We start from the raw sequence: 22,557 nt of genomic DNA on the forward strand, positions 1-22,557 counted from the left end.
GGGTCGGCGGCCGCTGGTTTCGCCCTTGCTCAGGAGATCGCCGTGCGCGCCCCCTCATCCCTTTCCGTTCGTTCTTCGCTCCTGCGCGGTGCCCTGGCCGCCGCCGCGCTCTTGCCGCCATGGCCGGCCCTGGCCCAGGCCCCCGGGCCGGTAGCCGACCCGCTGGCACCTGCCGGTGCGCTGGTCCACCGCAGCGTGTTCACCGCCGCCGCGCCGCCCGTCGAAACCGGCACGGTGGCCTGGCGCGATGCGCAGGCCGCCGTGGCGGCCACGCCGCGCGGCCATGCCGACATCGTGGCGTGGGAAGCCCGCCAGGCCGCGCCCTCGGCGGCATCGGCAATGCCGGCAGCAGGCCACGGTGCGCACCACCACCCGCCGTCCGACCCCACGCCCGCGCGGGGGGCGCCATGACCGCGCCCCGCACCGCCGCATGGGGCGCGCTGGCCGCCGCCCTGCTGCTGGCCGGCTGCGCCAGCGTGTCGCCCGACGGCCTGCGAGGCCAGGTGCAGGCGCTGGCCGATGGCCGCAGCGCCGGCGTGCCCGCGCCCGCGCTGCCCTCCGCCGACCCCGCAGCGCGCGCGCAGGCCGACGCGGCCATCGCGCAATGGCTGGCCGGGCCGCTCGCCGCCGACGACGCCGTGCGCATCGCGCTGCTGCGCAACCCGGGCCTGCAGGCGCAGCTGGCGGCGCTGGGCGTGGCCGATGCGCAGCGCGTGCAGGCCCTGACCCTGCCCAACCCCACGCTCACGCTGGGGCGCTTTCGCAGCGGGCACGAGCGCGAGATCGAGCGCACGCTGGGCCTGGGCCTGATCGATCTCGTCACCCTGCCCTGGCGCACGCGCTGGCAGGGCCAGCAGATGGAGCAGGCCACACTGGACGCCGCGCAGGACGTGGTGCGCCTGGCCTTCGACACGCGGCGCGCCTGGCTGCGCGCCGTGGCGGCCGAGCAGGTGGCCGCCACGCAGGAGCGCATGCACGAGGCGGCCGACGCCGGTGCCGAACTGGCGCGCCGCATGGCCCGCGTCGGCAACTGGAGCCGGCTGCAGCAGGCCCGCGAACAGGCGCTGTGGGCCGACAGCGCCGCCCAACTGGCCCGCGCGCGGCTGGACGCCGCCACCGAGCGCGAGCAGCTGTCGCGGCTGATGGGCTTGTGGGGACCGGATGCGCACTACACGCTGCCCGACCGGCTGCCCGACCTGCCGGCACAGCCCGAGGCCAGCGAAGGCATCGAGGCCCGGGCCCTGCGCGCACGGCTGGACGTGCGCGCCGCACGGCTGGAGCTGGACCGCGTGGCCGACACCGAAGGCTTTGCCGGCGTGGCACCCTGGGCCGGCGGGATCGGCCTGGCCTACACCCGCAACACCACGACCGATCAGGACACCGGCCACGCCGACGTCAAACGCGGCTGGGAGGTGGAACTGGCCGTGCCCCTGTTCGACTGGGGCGGCGCCGCACGCTCCCAGGCCCGGGGCCGCACGCTGCAGAGCGCGGCGCAGCTGCAGGACGTGGCCCTGCGCGCCCGCAGCGAGGCGCGCACCGCCTGGCTGGGCTACCGCACCGCCTACGACCTGGCGCGCCAACAGCGCGACGCGGTCGTGCCGCTGCGCCGCTTCATCAGCGAGGAAACCACCCTGCGCTACAACGGCATGCTCGCCAGCGTCTGGCAGATGCTCACCGAGGCGCGGGCCAGCAGCCAGGCCGTGGCCGATGCGATCCAGGCCCAGCGCGATTTCTGGCTCGCCGAGGCCGACCTGCAACGGGCCCTGGCCGGCACCTCGGGCGGTGCGTCCAGCGCTGTCGCATCCGCCGCCCTGCCCGGTGCCGCCGCCGGCCGCGCCGCCAACCCCGAATCCCAAGGCCACTGACATGAAACGCCGCCACTTCTTCTCCGGCGCCGCCACCGCCGTGGCCGCCGCCTCCGTGGGCCGCGCCGCCCTGGCCGCGCTGCCCGAAATCCCCCAGCACGGATCGGCCGACACCGCCGTGCCGCCCGCGCCGCCCACCGGGCGCCCGTTCCGCCCCGTGGTCACCCTGAACGGCTGGAGCCTGCCCTGGCGCATGAACGCCGGCGTGAAGGAATTCCACCTGGTCGCCGAGCCCGTGGTGCGCGAGTTCGCACCCGGCTTCGTGGCCCACCTGTGGGGCTACAACGGGCAGAGCCCCGGGCCCACGATCGAGGTGGTCGAGGGCGACCGCGTGCGCATCTTCGTCACCAACCGCCTGCCCGAGCACACCAGCGTCCACTGGCACGGCCAGCGCCTGCCCAACGGGATGGACGGCGTCTCGGGCCTGAACCAGCCGGCGATTCCCGCGGGCAAGACCTTCGTGTACGAGTTCACCGCGCGGCGCCCGGGCACCTTCATGTACCACCCGCATGCCGACGAGATGACGCAGATGGCCATGGGGCTGATGGGCCTGTGGATCACCCACCCGCGGCTGGATGCGCGCGGGCGCCACCCGCTCATCGCCACGGCCGACCGCGACTACGCCTTCCTGCTCAACGCCTTCGCCGTGGAGGCCGGCACGCGCACGCCGCGCGTGAACGAGATGACCGACTTCAACATCTGGGCCTGGAACAGCCGCGTGTTCCCCGGCATCAGCCCGCTGGTGGCGCGGCGCGGCGAGCGGGTGCGGGTGCGCGTGGGCAACCTCACCATGACCAACCACCCCATCCACATCCACGGCCACGAATTCGAGGTGACCGGCACCGACGGCGGCGCGGTACCCCCCGGCGCCCGCTGGCCCGAGGTGACCACCGACATCGCCGTCGGCCAGATGCGGCAGATCGAGTTCGTCGCCGACGAGCCCGGCGACTGGGCCGTGCACTGCCACAAGAGCCACCACACCATGGGCGCCATGGGCCACGACGTGCCCACCATGATCGGCGTGGACCACCGGGGGCTGGTGGCGAAGATCCAGAAGATCGTGCCCGATTACATGGTGATGGGCGAGCGCGGCATGGCCGACATGGGCGCCATGGAGATGCCGCTGCCCGAGAACACCCTGCCCATGATGACCGGAACCGGCCCCTACGGGCCGCTGGAGATGGGCGGCATGTTCAGCGTGCTCAAGGTGCGCGAGCACCTGGCCGCCGGCGACTGGCGCGACCCGGGCGACTACGTGCAGCCGCCCGGCACCCAGGCCTGGGAATGGCAGGGCGCCGCGGCGGACCTGCCCCCCGCGCCGGCGGCCCCGGCCGCCTCCACCGCGCCGCAGGCCGGGGCCGCCACCGTGCGCAAACCGGGCCCGGGCGGCACCGGCCACGCCCATTGACCGGCCATGCAGGCAACCCCATATGCTATTAATTTAATAGCAACATGCCCTAGAAGAATATGCACTGGAGCCGTTTTTTACTTGAAACCCGGGTGGACAACCCCACCCACCGAAAGGACCCAGCCATGCCCCTGACCCCTCCCGCCACTGGCGCCGCCCGGACCCCGCTGGCCGCGCGCCGCCGCGCCCTGCACGGCATCGCCGCATGGAGCGCTGCCGCCGCCCTGCCCTGGCCGGCCTTCGCGGCCGGCCCGCAACCCATTGCCATCGAAGTCTGGAAGGACCCCAGCTGCGGCTGCTGCCAGGACTGGGTGGACCACATGCAGGCCAACGGCTTTCGCGCCACGGTGCATGAGACCGGCAACGCCGCCGTGCGCAGCCGCCTGGGCCTGCCGCAAAAGCTGGGCTCGTGCCACACGGCACTCGTCGGCGGCTACCTGATCGAGGGCCATGTGCCGGCCGCGGACGTGCAGCGCCTGCTGCGCGAAAAGCCCAAGGCCCTGGGCCTGGCCGTGCCCGGCATGCCGGTGGGCTCGCCGGGCATGGACGGCGCGATCTATGGCGGGCGCAAGGACGCCTACGACGTGCTGCTGGTGGCGCACGGCGGCGCCAGCACCCGCGTTTTCAGCCACTACCCGCCATCCAAGGAGCCCGCATGACCCGCCGCCCCTCCACCACGGGCCGTGCCGCCCTGCCCCCCTTCATCGCCGCCATCGCCTCCATCGCCGTCTTTGCCCTGGCGGGCACGGTCCCCGCGCAGGCGTCATCGCACGGCCAGGCCGGGCACGGCGGACACGATGGACATGCCGGCCACACCGCCGCGGCAGCCGCCCCGTCCGATGCGGCGTCCGCTCCGAACAACGCCACCGCGGTGGACGCCGAACTGTCCCAGGGCGAGGTCGTGCGCTGGGATCCGTCGGCCGCCCGGCTCACGCTGCGCCACGGCGAACTGAAGAACCTCGCCATGCCGCCCATGACCATGGTGTTCCGCCTGCAGGACCCGGCGCCGGACGTGCCGCTCGCGCCCGGCACGCCGGTGCGCTTCCATGCCGAGAGCCAGCGCGGCGCGCTCGTCATCACCCGCATCGAGGCGGCCCGCTGAAGGCCTCCGGCGCGGCGCCATAATCGCCGCCCATATGACCGCAGCAACCCGTTCGGCCAGCGACGCTGGCAGCATCACCCGCGTGGCGGGCATCGAGGTCGGCCACTACACCGACGCCCGCCGCCCCACGGGCTGCACCGCCATCCTCGCGCGCGAGGGCGCCGTGGGCGGCGTCGACGTGCGAGGCGCCGCGCCGGGCACGCGCGAGACCGACCTGCTCGCGCCCTCCAACCTGGTCGAGAAGGTGCATGCCATCGTGCTCGCCGGCGGCAGCGCCTGGGGCCTGGAGGCCGCCACCGGCGCCGTGCGCTGGCTGGAGGAGCGCGGCGTGGGCCTGGACGTGGCCGTGGGCCGCCTGCCCATCGTGCCGGCGGCCGTGCTGTTCGACCTGCTGGTGGGCGACATGCGCATCCGCCCCGACGCCGCGGCCGGCTACGCCGCCTGCGCCGCCGCGTCGCGCGACGATCCGGCCGAAGGCAACGTGGGCGCGGGCACCGGGGCCGCGGTGGGCAAGCTCTTCGGCATCGGGCGCGCGATGAAGGGCGGCATCGGCACGGCCTCGGTGTCGCTGGACGGCATCACCGTGGGCGCGCTCATCGCCTGCAACGCCGTGGGCGACGTAGTCGACCCGCACACCGCCCGCCCCGTGGCCGGCGCGCGCTCGGAAGACGGCCAGCGGCTGATGGACACGCGGCGCGCGCTGCTGGGCGGCGTGCCGCCCGAGCCCGTGCTGCCCGGCACCAACACCACCATCGGCGTGATCGCCACCGACGCGGTGCTGACCAAGGCCCAGGCCCATCGCCTGGCGGTGTCGGGCCACGACGGGCTGGCGCGCAGCATCAACCCCGTACACACCCAATTGGACGGCGACACGCTGTTCACCCTGGCCACCGGCGCCACGGGCCGCCACGCGGGCATGCTGGTGCTGGCCACCATGGCGGCCGAGGCCGTGGCCCGCGCCACGCTGCGCGCCGTGCAGGCCGCGCAGTCCCTCACCACCCACGAAGGCCTGTACCTGCCGAGCGCGGCGGACCTCGGCCGATGAACGCCCTCGCCGCCCGCTCCCGCACCGTCACGCGACGGGTGCACACGGCGCTGCTGAACCTGCGCGACCTGATCCTGTCGGCCGGTCCGATCGCCTTCCTGGCGGTAGGGCTGCTGGTGCTGGCCTACTGGTGGCTGCAGCCCGCGCCCCCGAAGCGCGTCACCCTGGCCACCGGGCCCGCGCAGAGCGCCTATGCGGACTTCGGCCAGCGCTACCAGAAGGCGCTGGCGGCCGACGGCATCGAGGTCGTCCTGCGCGAGACGGAAGGCTCGTCCGCCAACCTGCAACTGCTGCGCAGCGGCGAGGCCGACCTGGCCTTCGTGCAGGGCGGCACCGGCGAACTGCGGCCCGAAGACGCCGACGCCCTGGAATCGCTGGGCAGCCTGTTCGTGGAACCGGTGTGGATCTTCTACCGCACCGAGGCCGCGCGCCGCGTGGTCAAAAGCGGCCGGCTCGACAGCCTGGCGCAGCTGCGCGGCCTGCGCGTGAACGTGGGCACCGCCGGCAGCGGCGTGCCCACGCTGATGGAAAAGCTGCTGGAGGCCAACCGCATGGAGCCCCGCGCGCTGCGGCTGTCCGAGCTGGGGCAGACGCCGGCGACGGTGGAGTTCCTCGCGGGCCGGCTCGACGCGCTGGTGTTCGCCTCGGCGCCGCAGTCGCTCATGGTGCAGATGCTGCTGCAGACGCCGGGCGTGCGGCTCATGGACTTTCCGCAGCACGAGGCCTACGGGCGGCGCTTTCCGTTCCTCACGCCCGTCACGCTGCCGCGCGGCGTGGTGGACCTGGCCGGCAACGTGCCGCCCGCCGACGTGCGGCTGGTGGCCTCCACCACGTCGCTGCTGGCGCGCGAGGGCACGCACCCGGCGCTGCTGCAGCTGTTCGCGCAGAACGCGCAGTCCCTGCACGGCAGTGCCGGCTGGTTCAACCGGGCACGGGAATTTCCGAGCACCCGCCACAGCGAGCTGCCCATCGCCGCCGAGGGCGAGCGCGCCATCAACGAGCCCGCGCCGCTGCTGCAGCGCTACCTCCCCTTCTGGATGGCCAACCTGATCGAGCGCATGTGGCTGGTGCTGGGCATCCTGCTGGCCGCCATGCTGCCGCTGTCGCGCGTGGTGCCGCCGCTCTACCAGTTCCGCGTGCGCTCGCGCGTGTTCCGCTGGTATGGCCGCCTGCGCGAGATCGAGGACGAAATGGACGCCGGACAATCCGCGCCCCAGGCGCTGCACGAGGCCCTGGACCGGCTGGAAGCGCAGGTGGAAAAGGTGAGCGTGCCGCTGTCGTATGCCGACGAGCTGTACGCGCTGCGCAACCACATCCAACTGGTGCGCAAGAAGCTGCGCGCGGCGCCGGGCGTCGCGCCGGCTAGCGCGGCCTGACGGGCTTGCCGGCGCCCTTGCCGCGCTGCGCGCGGCCGTGGGCGGCCGCCACCGCGGGCGGCGGGCCGGGCAGCACCCGCAACGCCCCTTCGGCCATCAGCTTGTCGCGCATGCGGCGCGTCATCGACTGCGTGCTGCCGTCGGCCGCGGTGAACAGGAACAGCGTGTGGTGCGGACTCGACCAGGTCAGTTGCGTGTACACAGCGCGCTGGTTGGAGATCAGCTCGACCCAGCTGCCCAAAGGAAAGTCGTTGGTGGCCTCGGCGCCGCTGGCGGCGGCATCGCCGCCCTCGTCGGCCACGCCGGGTTCGTGCAGCGAGCCATAGAGCGATTCCGGCGGCACGATGGTCTCCATGCCGTCCGGCTCCTCGGCGGACGCACCGGCCGGCTGCAAGGCCAGGCTGGCGGCACGCTCCATCGCGGCCTGGTGCAGGCCGGCGATGCGCTCGAGCACGGCGCCTGCCATGGCCTCGGCATGGCCCACGCTGTCCAGGCCCTGGCGCACGGTGCCGAGCATGCGCGTGACGGTGCCGCCCAGCCGCTCGGGCTCGGCCGCGGCCACCTCGGGCTGGGCGATCCAGAACAGCTCGGGCACCAGGGCGAGGTAGCCGCCGGGGTCGCCATCGGCACTGCCGGGGTCGTCCATCTGCGCGAGCGCCACCACGTCGGCCCAGGGGCCGGCGGCGAAATCGAGAATGTCCCGGGGCACCTGGTCCGCCCCCGCCAGCGCGCGGATGTCGGCCGCGATGCGCTTGGACAGGGCCTCGCGCTGCTGCACGCGCAGGGCGGCCTGCCGCTCGGCCTCCTGGGCCTCGCGCAACTGGCGCTCCTGCGACGCCCAGGCCGATTCAAGCGCCGTCAGCACCGTGGCGAAGGTGTCGGCGTCCTGGCTTTCGCTGGTGGCCAGGTGGCTCACCGCCTCGTCCACGAGCCGCATGAAGCGGTCGAAACGGGGGTCGGCATCGGATTCGAAGTCCAGCGCGCGCTGCGTCAGCTCGTCCAGCAGGCGGCGCGCGGGGTGCTTTTCGTCGGTGAAGAACCGCCGGTCGTGCCGCACCAGCTGCTTGATGGCGGGCCGCAGGTTCTGCACGGCCCGCTGGATGGGCGGGGGCAGACGCTGGTCCTGCGCGATGTTGTCCATCATGCGGCTCACCACCTCGGTGGCCGTGCGCGATGGCGAAGGCGGCGCGGGGGCGGCGACCGTCGCCGGGGCCGCGACGGCCGCAGCGCCGCTCCAGGCCCCCAGCGCCGCGGGCTGGCTGCCGGCCAGCCGGCCCACGAGGCGCTCCAGCTGGGCGATGTCTTCCATCGCCTCGGCGGCCGCCGCGGAGCTGGGCGCAAAGTAGTCCGAGCCCCCGGCGCCCATTTGCGAGCTGGCCGGGCCGCCGCCGCGGGCCTCGGTCCAGGCCGCTGGCTGCGAGGGTACGCCGCCGAACGCGGCGACGGGCGCCATGCCGTAGGCGAAGGCATCGCCGGAACTGGCGAGCATCTGGCGCAGCATGCCCACGGTCAGCAGGGCTTCCTCGGCCTCGGCGGCGAGCGGCATGCCCAGCGAGGCCGGGCTGCCACCGCTGCCCATGCCGCCGGGCATGCCGTACTGGCTGGGGTACGCACCGGGATGGGGCGCGCCGTAGCTGCTCACGGGGCCGCCGTAGCCGCCGCCGTGGCTGCTGGGATACGCGCCGCCATAGCCGGTGGCACGCCCCGCTGATTGGCCCGCCTGCCCCGCCACCGCGTAGCCCACCGGGGCGATGCCGTTGTCGCGAAGGCTCTGGGCGGCGGTTTTGTAGACGGAGACGAGTTCGTCGCCCAGCACCTTGCGCATGTGGGCCATCCACACCTGGCGGACCTCGGCGGACACGCCCGTGTCGCCCACCACCTGCTGCAGGGCGCGGATGTAGTTCTCGGGGCGCAGGGGATTGCGCTCGGGCTGCACGCGCTGCAGGCCCTGGGCGGAGCTGACCAGGGTGTTGAGTTCGGCCAGCGTGGCCTCGGTGGCATGCACTGCGATCTGCTGGGCCCGCGACAGCTCGACCTGGGCCAGCACCTCGGACTCGTCCATGAGCGACAGCTCGCCGAAGTCCATGCCCGTTTCGTCGCCCGGACGGGCGCGCGCGGTGGAGGGACCTTCGGCGAACACCTCCAGCAAGGCCATGGGGTAGGCCTTGGCCAGGGCGTCCTCGTGCTGCTTGATCAGCCGCAGCGCATCGGCCAGCAGCGTGCGCTGCTGGATGTTGCGCTCGGTGGATTCATCGCTGGCCAGCGCCCCCTGGGTCACGCTGGTCAGCCGTCCCATCAACGCCTCGCCCTGCCGCACCGCGTTGACGACGCAGGCACGAAAGACCGTTCTGGACCGGGACGCGGGCAGGGACATGGTGGCGGGCGAGGAAAAGCGGCAGCAGCGACGATCCTAACGGGTTGTTGCTTACTTGAGTGCCTTGTAACGCATGCGCTTGGGCTTTGCGCCCTCTTCGCCCAGGCGTTTTTTCTTGTCGGCTTCGTATTCCTGATAGTTTCCGTCAAAGAACACCCACTGGCTGTCGCCTTCCGCGGCCAGGATGTGCGTGGCGATCCGGTCCAGGAACCAGCGGTCATGGCTGATCACCAGCACGGTGCCTGCGTATTCCAGCAGCGCGTCTTCCAGGGCGCGGAGGGTTTCCACGTCCAGGTCGTTGGAGGGCTCGTCCAGCAGCAGGACGTTGCCGCCCGCGATCAGCGTCTTGGCCAGGTGCAGGCGCCCACGTTCGCCGCCCGAGAGGCTGCCGACCTTCTTTTGCTGGTCCGAGCCGTTGAAGTTGAAGCGGCCCGCGTAAGCACGGCTGGCCATCTGGAATTTGCCGACGTTCAGGATGTCCAGGCCGCCGGAGATGTCTTCCCACACGGTCTTGTCGTTGCCCAGTTCGTCGCGGTGCTGGTCCACGAACGCCATCTTGACGGTGGAGCCCACCACCACCTGGCCGCTGTCCGGCTGCTCGCGGCCGGCCAGCAGCTTGAACAGCGTGGACTTGCCAGCGCCGTTGGGGCCGATGATGCCCACGATGGCGCCCGGGGGAACGCTGAAGCTCAGGTCGTCGATCAGCACGCGGTCGCCGAAGGACTTGCTGACGTTATGGAACTCGAACACCTGCTGGCCCAGGCGCTCGGCCACGGGGATGAAGATTTCCTGCGTTTCGTTGCGGCGCTGGTATTCGAAATCGCTCAGTTCCTCGAAGCGGGCCAGGCGCGACTTGCTCTTGGCCTGGCGGGCCTTGGGGTTCTGGCGCGACCATTCCAGCTCCTTCTTCAGGGCCTTGGCGTGGGCTTCCTCGCTCTTTTGCTCCTGCGCCAGGCGGTCGCCCTTTTGCTCCAGCCAGGTGCTGTAGTTGCCCTTCCATGGAATGCCGCGGCCGCGGTCCAGCTCCAGAATCCATTCGGCGGCGTTGTCGAGGAAGTAGCGATCGTGGGTGATGGCCACGACGGTGCCGGAAAAGCGCTTGAGGAACACTTCCAGCCACTCGACCGACTCGGCGTCCAAATGGTTGGTGGGCTCGTCGAGCAGCAGCATGTCGGGCTTGGACAGCAGCAGGCGGCACAGGGCCACGCGGCGCTTTTCGCCGCCGGACAGCAGGCCGATCTTGGCGTCCCAGGCGGGCAGGCGCAGGGCGTCGGCGGCGATTTCCAGCTGGTGCTCGGAGTCGGTGCCGGCCGTGGCGATGATCGCCTCCAGCTGGGCCTGCTCGGCCGCCAGGGCGTCGAAGTCGGCGTCTTCGGCGCCGTAGGCCACGTAGACCTCTTCCAGGCGCGCCTTGGCCGCGAACACCGCGCCCATCGACTCTTCCACGCTCTCGCGCACGGTGTGCTCGGGGTTGAGCTTGGGTTCCTGCTCCAGGTAGCCGATGGTCAGGCCCGGCATCGGAATGGCTTCGCCTTCGATTTCCTTGTCCACGCCGGCCATGATCTTGAGCAGCGTGGATTTGCCCGAGCCGTTCAGGCCGAGCACGCCGATCTTGGCGCCGGGGAAGAACGACAGGGAGATGTCTTTCAAGATCTGCCGCTTCGGCGGCACGGTCTTGCTGACGCGGTTCATCGAATACACGTATTGGGCCATTGGCTTTCTTTCCTTAGATGGGGGCTGCGCTGCCGGGGTGCACGAGCGGCCGGGGAGGCCTGCCGGAAAAGCGCGTTCAGGCGGATTATCGGATGCTTTGGCGCCGGCGCTTTCGGCAACCCCGCAACGCGGTGCCCGCGCGCGACAGTTTGCCCCAGGGGCGGCCCGCCCGCGCCGCCTGCGTAAAGCCCCGACCGCCGGCGGGCATCTCGTGCCACAATAGCGCCCAGCCACCGGCTCCAGTGATCGGTGGCCTCAGCAACCTGCTGGGGACGACGAAGCCGCCATGCGGCGTTCTGGCTCCCATTCGTGAATCCCATCTGCCTTGACTGGCCGCAGCCCCGACATGGGTCCTGCGACAGGCCGATGCCCCCAGCGCCCGGACAGGGCGTTTCCTTGAATGAACTTTGACGAACTGAATCTGGCCCCAGCCATTCTGAAGGCCGTGCACGAACAGGGTTACGAAACCCCGACCCCCATCCAGGCACAGGCCATCCCCGCCGTGCTCGAGGGCCACGATCTGCTCGCCGGCGCACAGACCGGCACCGGCAAGACCGCCGCCTTCACCCTGCCCATGCTGCACCGCCTCTCGCAGGGCACGGCCCCCAAGAGCAAGTTCGGCGGCAAGGGCGTGCGCGCCCTGGTGCTCACGCCCACGCGCGAACTGGCCGCCCAGGTCGAGGAATCCGTGCGCGACTACGGCAAATACGTCGACATCTCGTCCACCGTCGTGTTCGGCGGCGTGGGCATGAACCCGCAGATCGACCGCATCAAGCGCGGCGTGGACGTGCTGGTCGCCACCCCCGGCCGCCTGCTGGACCTGCAGCAGCAGGGCTTCCTGGACCTGTCCACGGTCGAGATCCTGGTGCTTGACGAAGCCGACCGCATGCTGGACATGGGCTTCATCCACGACGTGAAGAAGATCCTCGCCCTGGTGCCCAAGGACAAGCAGAGCCTGCTGTTCTCCGCCACGTTCAGCGACGAGATCCGCGAGCTGGCCAACACGCTGCTCAAGAACCCGCAGAGCATCCAGGTCACGCCGCGCAACACCACGGTGCAGCGCATCACGCAGGTGATCCACCCCGTGGGCCGCGGCAAGAAAAAGCAGGTGTTGCTGCACATCATCCAGGAGCACGACTGGAGCCAGGTGCTGGTGTTCACCCGCACCAAGTTCGGCGCCAACAACGTGGCCGAGTTCCTGACCAAGAACGGCGTCAACGCCATGGCGCTGCACGGCAACAAGAGCCAGAGCGCCCGCACGCAGGCCCTGGCCGGCTTCAAGAGCGGCGACATCCGTGCGCTGGTGGCCACCGACATCGCGGCCCGCGGCATCGACATCGATGAGCTGCCGCACGTCGTCAACTACGAAATCCCCAACGTGTCGGAAGACTACGTGCACCGCATCGGCCGCACCGGCCGCGCGGGCGCCAGCGGCCAGGCGGTGAGCCTGGTCTGCATGGACGAAGAGGGTTTCATGATGGAGATCGAGCGCTTCACCAAGCAGGAGATCCCGGTCCAGATCCTGGAAGGCTTCGGCCCTGAGCCCGGCGAGAAGGCCGAGCCCATCGCCATGGGCCGCCAGACCATCTGGGGCGGCGCAGGCAAGCCCCCGAGCCGCGAAGTCATGCAGGCCGCCGCCAAGGCCGCCCGCAGTGAAATGATGGATCGCATCCGCACCAACAAGGCCACGCAGGGCGGTGGCGGCGGCGACCGAGGCGGCAAGCCCGCAGGCGGCGGCGCACGCTCCGGCGGCGGCCCCCGCGCCGCGGCCGGCGAAGGCGGCGGCAACGGCGCTCCCCGCGGGCGCGGCGGCAACGGCCCGCGTGCCGGCGGCCCTGGCGGCAATCCCCGCGGTCCCGGCGCCCAGGCGGCCGGACGTGGCGGCCGCGGCCCCGGCGGCGGCAATGCCGGTGCTGGCGGCTACGGCGGTGGCAACGGCGGCGGTGGTGGTGGCGGTGGCAACCGCTTCGACGACGGCCAGCCGCGCCGGGAGAACGCGCACCTGGGTACCCAGACGGGCGGCCATCTCGGCGCCCCTCGCCATGCCGGTGCCGGCGGCGGCCAGCCCGACCCCATGCGCACGAGCGTGGACAGCATGGCCGGCTCCGGCCGCCGCGGTGGCGGTGGCTACCGCAGCGGTGGCGGCGGTGGTGGTGGCGGCTACGGCGGTGGCGGCAACCGCGGTAATTCCGGTGGCGGCTCGCGTGGCGGCCCCCGGGGTGGTGGCGGTGGCGGCTACGGCCGCTGAAGCACCGGCCCCGCCCGTGCACGGCCGCAGCCGGCCCGCGCCCCGATCCTGAGGAACGCATGCGCCCTGCCGATCCCGCGCGGCCCATGGACACCTTGCTGGTGTCCACCTGCAACACCCTGAACCTCGCCCTGCCCGGGCGGGTGTTCTATCCCAACCAGGACGCCTATACCCAGGCCGAATTCGAACGCAAGGTCGATTGGCTCGGCGGGCGCCTGTGTGCGCTGAATGCCGATGTGCTGGCCGTGCAGGAGGTGTGGGACGAACAGGCGCTGCAGACGGCCATCGGCCGCAGCGGCCTGCGCTACGACTTCGTGAGCGTGCCTGGCGCCGAGAACACCGGCGCCTCGCACGGCGCCCAGGGCACGCCGCGCGTGGGCATCGCCACGCGGCTGCGCGTCGAATCGCTGCGCTCGATAGTGGAGTTTCCTCCCGCGCTGGCGGTCGATGTGCCGGGCTTGGGAACGCACCACCGGTTCGAACGCCCGCCCCTGCTGGCCACCCTGCGCATGAAGCACGGCCAGACGGTGAACGTGGTCACGGCGCACCTCAAATCCAAACGCCCCAAATTCCTGCTCGACGCCCTCGGGCAGCCGCTGGAGGACCGCGACGACCGCAAGGTCGCGGCCCTGGCTTCGCTGCGCTCGCTCATCATGCGCGGCGTGGAGGCGGCGGCGCTGCGCTGCCTGGTCGTGGACCTGCTGCAGCGTACCGACGTGCCGCTGGTGCTGCTGGGCGACTTCAACGACACGCCCGACAGCGTGACCACGCAGCTCATCTGCGCGACCACCGAGGTCGCCTACGACCGCAGCGCGCGCGACGTGGCCCTGTACAACGCCTACGACGTGCAGGGCGACGCCGCCCTGAAAAAGGACGTGGCCTACTCGCACATCCACCAGGGCATGCCCGCGGTGCTGGACCAGATCCTGGTCAGCGAGGAATTCGTGCCCAACGCCCGGTCGGGCGCGAACACCGGCGACGTGCGGCGGGTCGATTACTTCAACGACCACCTGCACGAGGGGCGCGACCGCACGCGCTCCGACCACGGCTTCGTCCGCGCCTTGCTGCGCCTGCAGATGCCCGCCCCCGCGCCCACGAGGCCCACGCCCCCCGCCGTGCCACCTGCGGCCTGACCGGCGCCCGCCGCGCGCAGCCCGGCCGCGCCGCCGCGGCCTTGCGCGAAAACCCGGCAGAGCCGCGTGTTTGGCCGACAGGCCCCGTCTGCAACGCCGGGTAACATCGGCGCAGCCCCATAGCAGCCCCCTTGGCCGGATCCACAGACCATGAAACAGCCCATTCCCCACCGACGTGCCCTTTCATCGCCTCCCCTGACCGGCCCTGCCGGCGCGGAGCCCTGGAAAGCGCGCACCTTGTGGACTTGCAGCACGGTCCTCGCCTCGGCCGTGCTGGCGGCATGCAGCAGCACCCCGCTGCCGCCCTGGCCCTCCTCCGCGCCGCCCCAGGCCACGGTGCCCGCGGCGCCCCGCCCCCAGACCGCGCGCGTGGTGCCGCCGCCACTGGGCACACAGCGCGCCGAGGTCGTCACCTCGCCGGTGCTGTCCACCCCCATCATTCCCAGCGCGGAGCCCGCGCCCGGCGCCACGCCGCCCGCCGCGGCCGCGCCACCGGCCGACCTGCCCTACAGCGCGGCGGTCGCCGCCCGCTTCCCCGCGCCGGCCGTGCACTACGACACCCCCGGCCTGGCCGACGGGCGCCGCGCGTTCACCACCAATGCCGAGGCCGCCCAGTGGCTGCGGCAGCTCGCCGCCACCCCGCAGGGCGCCACCAAGGCCACGGTGCTGGACCTGGGCATGTCCCAGCGCGGCACGCCCCTGCAGGCCCTGGTGCTCACGCACGCGCCCAACACCGACGTGGCCAGCCTGGATGCGAGCGGCAAGCCCACGGTGCTGCTGATCGGGCAGCAGCACGGCGACGAGCCCGCCGGCGGCGAAGCCCTGCTGGTGATGGCGCGCGAACTGTCGCAGGGCCTGCTGGAGCCGCTGCTGGACCGCATCAACGTGGTCGTGGTGCCGCGCGCCAACCCGGACGGCGCCGAGGCCGGCACCCGCGCCACGGCCAACGGCACGGACATGAACCGCGACCACCTGCTGCTGAACACGCCCGAGGCCCAGGCCCTGGCGCGGCTCACGCGGGACTACCGCCCCATCGCCGTGCTCGATGCGCACGAATACACCGTCGCCGGCCGCTTCCTGGAGAAGTTCGGCGCCATCCAGAAGTACGACGCGCTGCTGCAGTACGCCACCACGGCCAACGTGCCCGAGTTCCTCACCAAGGCGGCGCGCGAGTGGTACCACCAGCCCATGGCGGCCGCGCTGCAGGGCCAGGGCCTGACCAGCGAGTGGTACTACACCACTTCCACCGATCCGCAGGACCGCCGCGTGTCGATGGGCGGTACGCAGCCCGACACGGGCCGCAACGTGAACGGCCTCAAGAACGCGGTCAGCCTGCTGGTGGAGACGCGCGGCGTGGGCATCGGGCGGCTGGACATCCAGCGCCGCGTGCATGCCCAGGTGACCGCGCTGTCCAGCGCGCTGCGCAGCACGGCCGAGCGGGCCGGCAACCTGGAGCAGGTGCGCTCGTTCGTGGTGCGCGACACCGCGGCGCAGGCCTGTCGCGGCCAGGTCGCCATCGAGGCGGCGCCGACCGCCACGCAGCGCGACCTCGTCATGCTCGACCCCGCGACGGGCGCGGACCGCACCGTGCGCGTGGACTGGAACTCGTCGCTCGAATTGCGCACCGTTGCATCGCGCCCCCGGCCCTGCGGCTACTGGCTCTCGCCCACGGCGGGCCAGGCGGCCGAGCGGCTCAAGCTGCTCGGGCTGCAGGTCATGCGCGTGGCCGAGCCGGGTTCGCTCCTGAGCGACAGCTACCAGGAAACCGGCCGCGAGGAAGGCGTGCGCCAGGACGTGCGCGGCACCATCGCAGGCCAGCAGGACATCACCCGCGTGCGCGTGACCACCGTGCGAACCGCCATCGACGTGCCCGAAGGCAGCTACTACGTGCCGCTGAACCAGCCCCTGGCCAACCTGGCCGTCGCCGCGCTGGAGCCCGACACGCAGAACAGCTACTTCGCCAACCACCTGATCCCGGCGCTGGGCGACACGGCCCGGGTCATGGCCACGCCGTCGCTGGTGTTCGAAGAGGCCGACTGAAGCCGGGGAAAGACAGGCGCGGGGCCAGCCCCACGGCGCCGGCCAGCCTGCAGACGACCTGACGACCTGACGACCTGACGACCTGACGACCTGACGGACAGACGGACAGACGGACAGACGGGATGAGGCGCGCCAAGGCCCCTGTAGATTGCTACAAAAATAGTAGCAATATGCCCTAGTCAATCATGCCGTGGAGCCCGATTCGGCTCAAACCGAAGCGTGCCGCTCCTCCAGCGCACCCGGCGCCGTCGCCTCGGCCTGGCGCTCGCCGGCGCGGCCCAGCACATGCGTGGTCATCGCCGCGGCCAGCGCCTCCTCGCCGAGGAACACCTTGGCCACGCCCTCTTCCTGCTCCAGCAGCCGGGCCTCGGCCTCGTTGTGGCTGCGGACCACGGTTTCGATCTCCGGGTTGAGCGTGCGTGCCGTCGCGATGATCTGGCGCACGTCCAGCGTGTTCGGCGTGGCGATCACCAGCATGTGCGCCCGGGCGATGTGCGCCTGGATCAGCACGGCCGGCTCCACCGCGTCGCCGTAGACCGCCGCCATGCCGCCGTTGCGCAGCGTCTCCACCAGATCGCGGTTCTGCTCGGCCACGACGAAGGGAATGTCGCTCTCCGACAGCGCCGCCGCGATGCGCCGTCCCACGCGGCCGTAGCCAACCAGCACCACCTGGCGCGCGAGGTACCGGCGGTGCGTGCTCAGGGGCAGCTCCGCCAGCGGGTCGTCGCGCTGCTCCAGCCGGCGCGCCAGGGCCGAGCGGGCGCGCAGCCACTCCTGCAGCGGGGCGATGGCATGGAACAGCAGCGGGTTGACCGCGATCGAGATGAGCGCACCGGCCAGCACCAGGCTGGCCCCTTCCGGCGGCAGCAGCCCCAGCGAGGCGCCCAGGCCCACCAGGATGAAAGAGAACTCGCCGATCTGCGCCAGGCTGGCCGACACCGTGAGCGCCGTGTTCAGCGGGTAGCGGAAGGCCAGCACCAGGGCGGCCGCCGCGAGCGTCTTGCCCAGGATGATGATGGCCACCACGGCCAGTACCTGGAAGGGGCGCTCCACCAGCACCCAGGGGTTGAACAGCATGCCCACGGAGACGAAGAACAGCACCGCGAACGCATCGCGCAGCGGCAGCGACTCCTGGGCGGCGCGGTGGCTGAACTCCGACTCGCGCATCACCATGCCGGCGAAGAACGCCCCCAGCGCGAACGACACGCCGAAGAGCGCGGCGGAGCCGAAGGCGATGCCCACCGCCGCCGCCACCACGCACAGCGTGAACAGCTCGCGCGAGCCGGTGCGCGCCACCTGCCAGAGAATCCACGGGAACACCCGCCGCCCCACCACCAGCATCAGCGCCACGAAGCCGCCCACCTGCGCGATGGTCCAGCCCAGCGTCTTCCACAGCTCGCCCGTGCTGCCCGCCCCGGCGGTGCCGTTCAGCCACTGCGCCAGCGGCGGCAGCAGCACCAGGACCAGCACCATGGCCAGGTCCTCCACCACCAGCCAGCCGACGGCGATGCGGCCGGTGTACGAATCCAGGATGCCCAGCGTCTCCAGCGCCCGCAAGAGCACCACGGTGCTGGCCACCGACAGGGCCAGGCCGAACACCAGCGCCCCGCCCAGGCCCCAGCCCCACCACAGCGCCAGGCCCATGCCCAGCAGCGTGGCCACCGCCATCTGCACCAGCGCCCCGGGCACGGCGATCTTGCGCACCGCCAGCAGGTCGCCCAGCGAAAAATGCAGCCCCACGCCGAACATCAGCAGCATCACCCCGATCTCCGCCAGCTGGCTGGCCATTTCGCCATCGGCCACGAAACCCGGGGTGAAGGGGCCGATCACCACGCCCGCGAGCAGATAGCCCACCAGGGCCGGCAGGCGGATGCGGGTCGCAATGAAGCCCAGCACGAGCGCCAGGCCCAGCGCCGCGGCAATGGTGTTGATGAGTGAGAGGCTGTGCGGCATGGGGTGATGGGGGAGCGGGCGCACCCGATGCGCGCCTGCCCTTGCGTTATACCCGCAAGCCCCCGGTTGCCGCAAAACGCCAGGGGCCAAAAAGACCGGGGAGGCCCCGGCAGGCAGGTATCATTCACGCCTCGCACGGACCCGCCTGCCATCGTCCCGATGTGCCACACGGCGTCTGGCCCGTGCTGCAGGGCCTGAAGCCCCGCGTCTTTTTTCTTTTTCCGTCTGCCCGTAGCTCAACCGGATAGAGCAATTGCCTTCTAAGCAATAGGTCGGGGGTTCGAGTCCCTCCGGGCAGGCCAATCCATTTTTTACAACCACCGGGGGCGCACTCCCCGGCATCGCTTCAGTGCCTGCCCACGCCTTGCATCCAGCAGCGGCGCGGAAAGCGCGCTGTCGACAACCCCGGCTTCAGCCTTGGGCCTGGGTCTCGAAACGGCAGCTGTCGCCGTATTGGTATTCGGATGCGGCAGAGCGGAAGGCCTGCTGGCCGTCTCCGTCGATGGCGCCATCGCCCTGTTGCCACTGGAGGCCGAAGCCGCCGAATTCCCCCATCTGGGTGGAGGGGGCGCTTTCGCCGAAACGCAGCGGCGAGGGAACAGCCGGGTTGGAAAACATGGGGAAACCCTCCAAAAACAGACCCGTCGTCTGGGGCTGCCATTGGGCGCCCGCACCGCAGAGCAGCGCGTCGGAAGGCCGGGCCGGCCGGCGTAGGCGCAATCCGACACCCCCCGCGCCCCGCCCCCTCCTCCGCCGGCTGGCGGATCAAAGGCGGATCAAGGTCCGGTGGCCGGGCGGAATGCGGCAGACGGGCTACTGCGGAGGGGCCTGCCGTGCCGGCGCATCCGGCAATGCGGCGCGGCGCGATTCCAGCCGTTCGACCAGCTGGGCGGCCAGGAACTGCAGCATCTCCACCTGCCGGGCCTCCAGCTCCCGCGGCACGCGGTCGATCACGCACAGCGTTCCGAGCGCCTGCCCGGTCGAGGTGATGAGCGGCGCGCCGGCATAGAACTTGATGTTGGGCTCGCCCGTGACCAGCGGGTTGTCGGCAAAGCGTTCGTCCCGCGAGGTATCGCTCACGATCATCACGCTTTCCGGCACCTGGATCGCGTGGGCGCAGAAGGAGTGCTCGCGGGGCGTCTGCCGCGCTGCCAGCCCCACCTTGGCCTTGAACCACTGCCGGTCGGCATCCACCAGCGAAACGAGCGCGATGGGCGTCTGGCACAGGGCCGCCGCCAGCCGGGCGAACTCGTCGAAGGCCGCTTCCTCGTCGGTGTCCAGGATGCGCATGGATTCCAGTTCGGCCTGGCGCAGCAGTTCCGACTGCGCCGCATCCGCCGCGGCCGATGGGGGCAGTGCCGCGCGCACCTTGCGGCGGCGCGGCCGCGCGGCGTCCGCGCCGCGGTGGATGCTGTCGTGCAGCACCTGGGCCAGTTCGTCCAGCGAATAGGGCTTGGGCAGCAGCGTGAAGCCGTGGTCGGGGCTTTGCGCCAGCACGTAGCTGTAGCCGCTGGACAGCACGATGGGCAGGGTCGCGCCGTAGCGCTGGCGGATCTCACGGCCCAGTTCGATGCCGCTCATGCCGGTCATGACCACATCGGAGAACACCGCCACGAAGCGGCCCGGGCCGGCCTTCAAGGCCTCCAGCGCCTTTTCGCCGCTGGCCGTGACCACGGTGGTGTAGCCCAGTTCGTGCAGGGTCTGCTCGACGGACGCGGATACTTCCGCGTTGTCCTCCACCACCAGCACGCAGCCGCCGTTGCCCAGGGCCAGCCGGTCGTCGCCCTCGGCGGCCTGCGCATCGTAGCCAGGGCGCGCGGCGCGCGGCAGGTACAGGGTAAAACGGCTGCCCTCACCCAGCGTGCTTTCCACACGGATGTCGCCGCCGGACTGCTTGGCGAAGCCGAACACCTGCGACAGGCCCAGTCCCGTGCCGTGGCCCACGCCCTTGGTGGTGAAAAAGGGCTCGAAGATCTGCGTGAGGTGCTCCGGCGCGATGCCCGTGCCGCTGTCGATGATGGACACGGCCACGAATTTGCCCGGCACCGCGGGCTGCGACTGCAGCGCGGGAATCTCGGAGACGGCCCGCACCTCGATGGTGAGCTTGCCGCTGCCCTGCATGGCGTCGCGGGCATTGACGGCCAGGTTCACCAGGGCGGTGTCGAACTGGCTCGGGTCGGCGTGCACGAAGCAGGCCGTCTCCGCCAGGTTCAGCTCGATCTCGATGCGCGCGCCCGCCAGGCTGGCGATCATGTCGCTGACCGCCCGGGTGTTGTGCCCGGCATCGAACACCGTGGGCTGCAGGGCCTGGCGCCGCGCGAAGGCCAACAGCTGGCCCGTGAGCTTGGTGGCCCGCGTCACCGCGTTGGAGATGGACTCCATGAAACGGTGGCGTCGCTCGTCGGTGAGCTGCACGCGCCGCAGCAGGTCGATCGACGTGCGGATGACCGCCAGCACGTTGTTGAAATCGTGCGCGACCCCGCCGGTGAGCTGGCCGATGGCTTCGAGCTTTTGCGACTGGCGCAGCGCCTCTTCGGCCGTGCGCTCGCGCGTCACGTCGCGCGCCACCGCATGGACCAGGCCCTCCTCGGGCACGGCGGTCCAGCTCAGCAGGCGGTAGCTGCCGTCTTCCTTGCGCCAGCGGTTTTCGAACACCAGCGTGGGCGCGCCGGCCTCCAGCTTGGCCAGTTCGGCGGCCATGCCCTCGGCATCTTCGGGGTGGATGAATTCGGCCACGGCGTGGCCGGCCATCTGGGGCTTTTCCCATCCCAGAAGGCGCGTGGCGGCGGGATTGACCGCGGCGATCACGCCCTGGAAGTCGCACACCAGCATGAGTTCGCGCGAAAGCGCCCACAGGCGGTTGCGGTCGCGCACGCTTTCGGCCTGCACCAGCTTTTGCTCGTGGATGTCGGTGCTGGTGCCGATCCACCGGCTGATGGCCCCGCCCCCCGTGCGCAGGGGCAGCGCCCGCACCAGGTGCCAGCGCATCTCGCCGTCCGCGCGGCGGATGCGGAATTCGGTTTCGTACTGCTCGCCGGAGGCGACGCTCGCCTGCCAGAGTTGGGACACCGCCGGCATGTCTTCAGGGTGCACGAGGCCCGTCCATCCGTCGCCATCCAGCGTGCCCGGCTCGGCCTGGCTGTATTCGTATACCCGGTCGTTAAACCAGTCCAGCTGGCCATCGCTCCGGGAGGTCCACACGTGGCTGGGCAGCGACTGGGCGAAGGTGCGGAACTCCGCCGCGCTGTCGGCCACCGCCTGCAGCGCCGCCTTGCGGTCGGTGATGTCCTGCACCACCCCGACCATGCGAACGATCGCGCCGTCCGGGCTGCGCACGAATTCGGCCTTGCGGGCGATCCAGCGCAGGGCGCCATCGGTGGCGCGTCGGATGCGGTACTCCACATCCAGCGGGGCCGATTCGGCGTTGCGGGTTTCGCGGGCGGAGCGCACCTCGGCGTCCTCGGGGATCACCAGCGCCTCCAGCGCCTTGGCGGGAATGGTTTCGGCTTCGGGCACGCCGAAGATGCGATAGAACTCGCGCGTGCCGTACAACAGGTCGGTGGCCAGTTCGAGGGAGAACGTGCCCACGCCGCCCGCCTTCTGCGCGCGGTGCAGGCGTTCTTCGGACTGGCGCAGCGCCTCAGCGGCGCGGTGCTGCTCGGTGCGGTCGCGCAGCACCTTCACGAAGCCGATCGGCGTGCCGTCACCATCGCGGATCGGCGTCATCTCGCCGTTGGCCCAGAAGCGCTCGCCGGATTTGCGCACATGCCAGCGCTCGTCGGTGCCCACGCCCCGCGTGAGCGCGGCCTGCATCTCCATCTCCATGCGGTGCGCAGCACGGTCTTCGGGGGTGAAGATCCGGGCGGCGTCGTGGCCCAGCATTTCGGACTCCGTCCAGCCGAGCACGCGGCGGGCACCTTCGTTCCACCGCGTGACCTGGCCCTGCAGGTCGAAGGCGATGATGGCGTAGTCGATGGCGCTGTCCAGGATCTGGCGGTTGCGGATGTCGGTATCCGGCAAGGGTGCCGATGGCGCGGCGGCCTCGCTCCACTGCGCGATCGCGGCCTGCACGGACTGCGGCCAGCGTGCTACGGGCCCCAGGGGGGTCAGGGACCAATCGAACTCGGCGATCGCTCGCGCGTCGGGACGGCTACCCAGGGGATCGGCAGGGCCGGCGGCCGCTGGGCCGGGGACGGTGTGCATTGAGAAAAAACCTTTGAATCGCTCGCTCGTTTGGGTGTCGATGTGCAGTCGGGCCCGGCCGTTGCCGGCGGTCTCGCAGCGCTGCGCAACTTGTCAT

At 71.6% G+C, this 22,557-nt stretch carries 15 protein-coding genes and 1 tRNA gene; 11 read left to right on the top strand and 5 right to left on the bottom strand.

Annotated features, from left to right (window positions below; genetic code table 11):
* Positions 1-42 precede the first annotated feature (42 nt).
* The 7 genes from AVAK2825_RS12350 (at position 43) to AVAK2825_RS12380 (ending at position 6,796) form a co-directional block, all read left to right on the top strand.
* On the top strand, positions 43-411 hold the full coding sequence (locus AVAK2825_RS12350) for a hypothetical protein (protein WP_284398788.1): 369 nt from the start codon (positions 43-45) through the stop codon (positions 409-411).
* Positions 408-1,865 carry a TolC family protein gene (locus tag AVAK2825_RS12355; protein ID WP_284398790.1) on the top strand — a complete coding sequence of 486 codons (1,458 nt, stop codon included), beginning with the start codon at positions 408-410 and terminating at the stop codon, positions 1,863-1,865. The genes AVAK2825_RS12350 and AVAK2825_RS12355 overlap by 4 nt, the downstream gene beginning before the upstream one ends.
* A 1-nt stretch (position 1,866) precedes the next feature.
* Positions 1,867-3,273, top strand: a complete 1,407-nt coding sequence (locus AVAK2825_RS12360; RefSeq protein ID WP_272568465.1) for a multicopper oxidase domain-containing protein — start codon at positions 1,867-1,869, stop codon at positions 3,271-3,273.
* 125 nt (positions 3,274-3,398) lie between these two features.
* The gene (locus AVAK2825_RS12365; RefSeq protein ID WP_284398795.1) at positions 3,399-3,932 is read left to right on the top strand and encodes a DUF411 domain-containing protein; all 534 of its coding nucleotides are present in this window, start codon (positions 3,399-3,401) and stop codon (positions 3,930-3,932) included.
* Positions 3,929-4,375, top strand: coding sequence for a copper-binding protein (locus AVAK2825_RS12370; RefSeq protein ID WP_284398798.1), 447 nt, complete (start codon positions 3,929-3,931; stop codon positions 4,373-4,375). The genes AVAK2825_RS12365 and AVAK2825_RS12370 overlap by 4 nt, the downstream gene beginning before the upstream one ends.
* Positions 4,376-4,409: 34 nt before the next feature.
* Positions 4,410-5,420, top strand: a complete 1,011-nt coding sequence (locus AVAK2825_RS12375; RefSeq protein ID WP_284398801.1) for a P1 family peptidase — start codon at positions 4,410-4,412, stop codon at positions 5,418-5,420.
* On the top strand, positions 5,417-6,796 hold the full coding sequence (locus AVAK2825_RS12380) for a TAXI family TRAP transporter solute-binding subunit (RefSeq protein WP_284398804.1): 1,380 nt from the start codon (positions 5,417-5,419) through the stop codon (positions 6,794-6,796). Before AVAK2825_RS12375 ends, AVAK2825_RS12380 begins: the two co-directional genes overlap by 4 nt.
* Here the strand turns inward: AVAK2825_RS12380 and AVAK2825_RS12385 are convergent.
* Both AVAK2825_RS12385 and ettA read right to left on the bottom strand, forming a co-directional pair.
* A complete protein-coding gene (locus AVAK2825_RS12385; protein ID WP_284398807.1) occupies positions 6,783-9,170 on the bottom strand; it encodes a DUF1631 family protein in 2,388 nt (795 codons plus the stop codon). The two genes, AVAK2825_RS12380 and AVAK2825_RS12385, sit on opposite strands and share 14 nt — an antisense overlap.
* Before the next feature lie 51 nt (positions 9,171-9,221).
* A complete protein-coding gene (ettA, locus tag AVAK2825_RS12390) occupies positions 9,222-10,883 on the bottom strand; it encodes an energy-dependent translational throttle protein EttA (protein WP_272568457.1) in 1,662 nt (553 codons plus the stop codon).
* A 400-nt stretch (positions 10,884-11,283) separates the two neighbouring features.
* On the opposite strand from ettA, the gene AVAK2825_RS12395 reads away from it, so the two are divergent.
* The 3 genes from AVAK2825_RS12395 (at position 11,284) to AVAK2825_RS12405 (ending at position 16,304) form a co-directional block, all read left to right on the top strand.
* On the top strand, positions 11,284-13,131 hold the full coding sequence (locus AVAK2825_RS12395; protein ID WP_284398812.1) for a DEAD/DEAH box helicase: 1,848 nt from the start codon (positions 11,284-11,286) through the stop codon (positions 13,129-13,131).
* Positions 13,132-13,190: 59 nt separating this feature from the next.
* A complete protein-coding gene (locus tag AVAK2825_RS12400; protein WP_284398815.1) occupies positions 13,191-14,264 on the top strand; it encodes an endonuclease/exonuclease/phosphatase family protein in 1,074 nt (357 codons plus the stop codon).
* Between the two features lie 150 nt (positions 14,265-14,414).
* On the top strand, positions 14,415-16,304 hold the full coding sequence (locus tag AVAK2825_RS12405) for a M14 family metallopeptidase (RefSeq protein ID WP_502870531.1): 1,890 nt from the start codon (positions 14,415-14,417) through the stop codon (positions 16,302-16,304).
* A 207-nt stretch (positions 16,305-16,511) separates the two neighbouring features.
* On the opposite strand, the gene AVAK2825_RS12410 is transcribed toward AVAK2825_RS12405, so the two are convergent.
* Complete coding sequence (locus tag AVAK2825_RS12410; protein ID WP_284398821.1) at positions 16,512-18,257, bottom strand: cation:proton antiporter domain-containing protein; 1,746 nt, start codon at positions 18,255-18,257, stop codon at positions 16,512-16,514.
* A 225-nt stretch (positions 18,258-18,482) separates the two neighbouring features.
* Here AVAK2825_RS12410 and AVAK2825_RS12415 point away from each other — a divergent pair.
* Positions 18,483-18,559: transfer RNA gene (locus tag AVAK2825_RS12415), tRNA-Arg, on the top strand.
* Positions 18,560-18,668: 109 nt separating this feature from the next.
* Here AVAK2825_RS12415 and AVAK2825_RS12420 read toward each other — a convergent pair.
* Both AVAK2825_RS12420 and AVAK2825_RS12425 read right to left on the bottom strand, forming a co-directional pair.
* Positions 18,669-18,875 (bottom strand): hypothetical protein, encoded by a 207-nt coding sequence (locus AVAK2825_RS12420; RefSeq protein ID WP_284398822.1) that lies wholly within the window; start codon positions 18,873-18,875, stop codon positions 18,669-18,671.
* Positions 18,876-19,070: 195 nt separating this feature from the next.
* Positions 19,071-22,460: a PAS domain S-box protein gene (locus tag AVAK2825_RS12425; protein WP_284398824.1), complete on the bottom strand. Its 3,390-nt coding sequence runs from the start codon at positions 22,458-22,460 to the stop codon at positions 19,071-19,073.
* Positions 22,461-22,557 lie beyond the last annotated feature (97 nt).

It is taken from the genome of Acidovorax sp. SUPP2825, from assembly GCF_030158995.1.
GTDB lineage: Bacteria > Pseudomonadota > Gammaproteobacteria > Burkholderiales > Burkholderiaceae_C > Paracidovorax.